At 43.1% G+C, this 2,064-nt stretch carries 1 protein-coding gene; it reads right to left on the bottom strand.

The annotated features are described in order from the left end of the window. Positions 1 to 543: 543 nt before the first annotated feature. Positions 544 to 1,971, bottom strand: a complete 1,428-nt coding sequence (locus tag ACSFVZ_RS20395) for an NAD-dependent succinate-semialdehyde dehydrogenase (RefSeq protein ID WP_435559511.1) — start codon at positions 1,969 to 1,971, stop codon at positions 544 to 546. Positions 1,972 to 2,064: the final 93 nt, after the last annotated feature.

The raw sequence follows: 2,064 nt of genomic DNA, 5'->3' as shown, positions 1-2,064 counted from the left end.
GGACTCCTTTTGTAAAAGTTTTGTCGCTTATTACGTTACCCCCCTGTGGGAGGGGAGTCCATACATCTCTGTGGTTCCAATATGTTTTGCACAATGAGAAGTGAATGAGAAGAAAATGAGTAAACCAAATGAATATTTATCTCTTAAGCGAAGCGCCTCATAATCTCTTTGTGATAATTTGGTTTTCTCTGTGTAGCGCGCAGCGCCTCTGTGCCCTCTGTGGTTCAATTTATTTTGCACAAAGAGAATTGAATGAGAAGAAAATGAGGAAACCAAAAGATCATTTTTTTTACTTCCTCTAAAGCGAAGCGCCTCTTAGCCTCTTTGTGCGAATAGTTCTCTTTAATATAGGCGTGAAATTTATTTCGCGCGAAAGTAATTGCACAAAGAGGAGAGAATGAGAAAAGAACGAGGAAACCAAAAGATCATTGTTCACTTCCTCTAAAGCGCAGCGCCCTCTTATCCTCTTTGTGCGAATAGTTGTCTTTAATGTAGGCGTGAAATTTATTTCGCGCGCAAGGACTTAGTTATCAGTCTGATGGCTTAAATTTTAACACAAAGATACTTCTCTTCTAGGTACTCATCTAGACCTTGGTGACCGCCTTCTCGACCTAAGCCTGACTGTTTAACACCGCCAAACGGCGCTACTGGGTTTGAGATGAGACCTTCGTTAATACCTATCATGCCGTATTCAAGTGCTTCGCTTACGCGATAAACCTGCTTGATGTTTTCACTATAAAAATACGCAGCTAAACCGTAAGGCACGTCGTTCGCAAGTTGAAGTACTTCTTGCTCGTCATCAAAGGTGATTATGCTCACAACTGGGCCAAACACTTCATCATGATAGATATCCATCTCTGGAGTAACATCAGTTAAAATTAATGGCGCTTGAAAGCTACCTTCAAGCTCGCTGTTATCACCGATCAACGACGCCCCTTTATCAACTGCATCTTGCACAAGTTTTTGCACTTTTTCTTTTGCTTTAGGGTAAATTAATGGGCCAATATCTACCCCGTCATCAAGGCCATTACCAACTTTTAACTCAGCCACTTTGTCTGTCAGTTTTTCGAGCACCGTTTCAAGCACTGAGCGCTGAACAAAAATTCGGTTAGCGGCAACACAGGTTTGTCCTGCGTTTCTAAATTTAGCCCCCATAAGGCCTGCAACTGCTTCATCTAAGTCAGCATTTTCAAAAATAATGAATGGGGCATTACCGCCAAGTTCCATAGACGTTTGTTTAATTGTTGAGGCACACTGCGAAAGTAATTGCTTACCGACCCCAGTTGAGCCAGTGAATGTGAACTTACGTACACGCTCCGACTCGGTCATGATCTCACCCACCATTTTTGCGTTTTCAGAGACCACTACGTTCAGCGCTCCTTTTACAAAACCTGCTTTATCTGCAAGGTAGGCTAAGGCAATAGCGCATAATGGCGTATGCTCCGAAGGTTTAATCACAAAACTACAACCCGCGGCATAAGCGGGTGCCACTTTACGGGTGATCATGGCAATCGGGAAATTCCAAGGTGTAATACCAGCCACTACACCGATTGGCTGCTTTATCGTTGTTAAACGATGCTTGCTGTCGGTAGCAGGAATTGTGTCGCCATAACTACGCTTTGCTTCTTCACTAAACCATTTAATAAAGCCTGCACCGTATTCCACTTCGCCCAAGGCTTCTTTTAAAGGCTTACCCTGCTCTTTAGTCATTAACTCAGCAAGCTGTTGCTTGTGCTCAATAACCAACTCATACCATCGGCGCAACGTTTCACTGCGCTCGGTTGCTGTTGTTTGCTTTAGCTTACTAAATGCCTCGTCAGCACTTTTTATAGCCAGTTCAACCCCTGCTTCATCAATATTAGAGACCTGAGTAATCGCCTCTGCGGTTGCAGGGTTATCTACACTAAAACGCTGGCTCGTAGAATAAAAGTCACCGTCGATAAACGAATCAGAAAAAACTAAATCAGACATAGAACCTCCAAGTAAAAGCTATCAGCTATCAGCTATCAGCTATCAGCTATCAGCTATCAGCTATCAGCTATCAGCTATCAGCTATCAGCTATC

Origin of the sequence: Pseudoalteromonas nanhaiensis, assembly GCF_051235485.1 — a bacterium.
GTDB classification, from domain to species: Bacteria; Pseudomonadota; Gammaproteobacteria; order Enterobacterales; family Alteromonadaceae; genus Pseudoalteromonas; species Pseudoalteromonas lipolytica_C.
The sequence above is the reverse complement of the archived record's forward strand: the minus strand, read 5'-3'. Positions and strand labels throughout refer to the sequence as shown.

Bases quoted from the DNA above. Each gene is read 5' to 3' on its own strand.
- ACSFVZ_RS20395 (WP_435559511.1), bottom strand. From the start codon at position 1,971: ATGTCTGATTTAGTTTTTTCTGATTCGTTTATCGACGGTGACTTTTAT.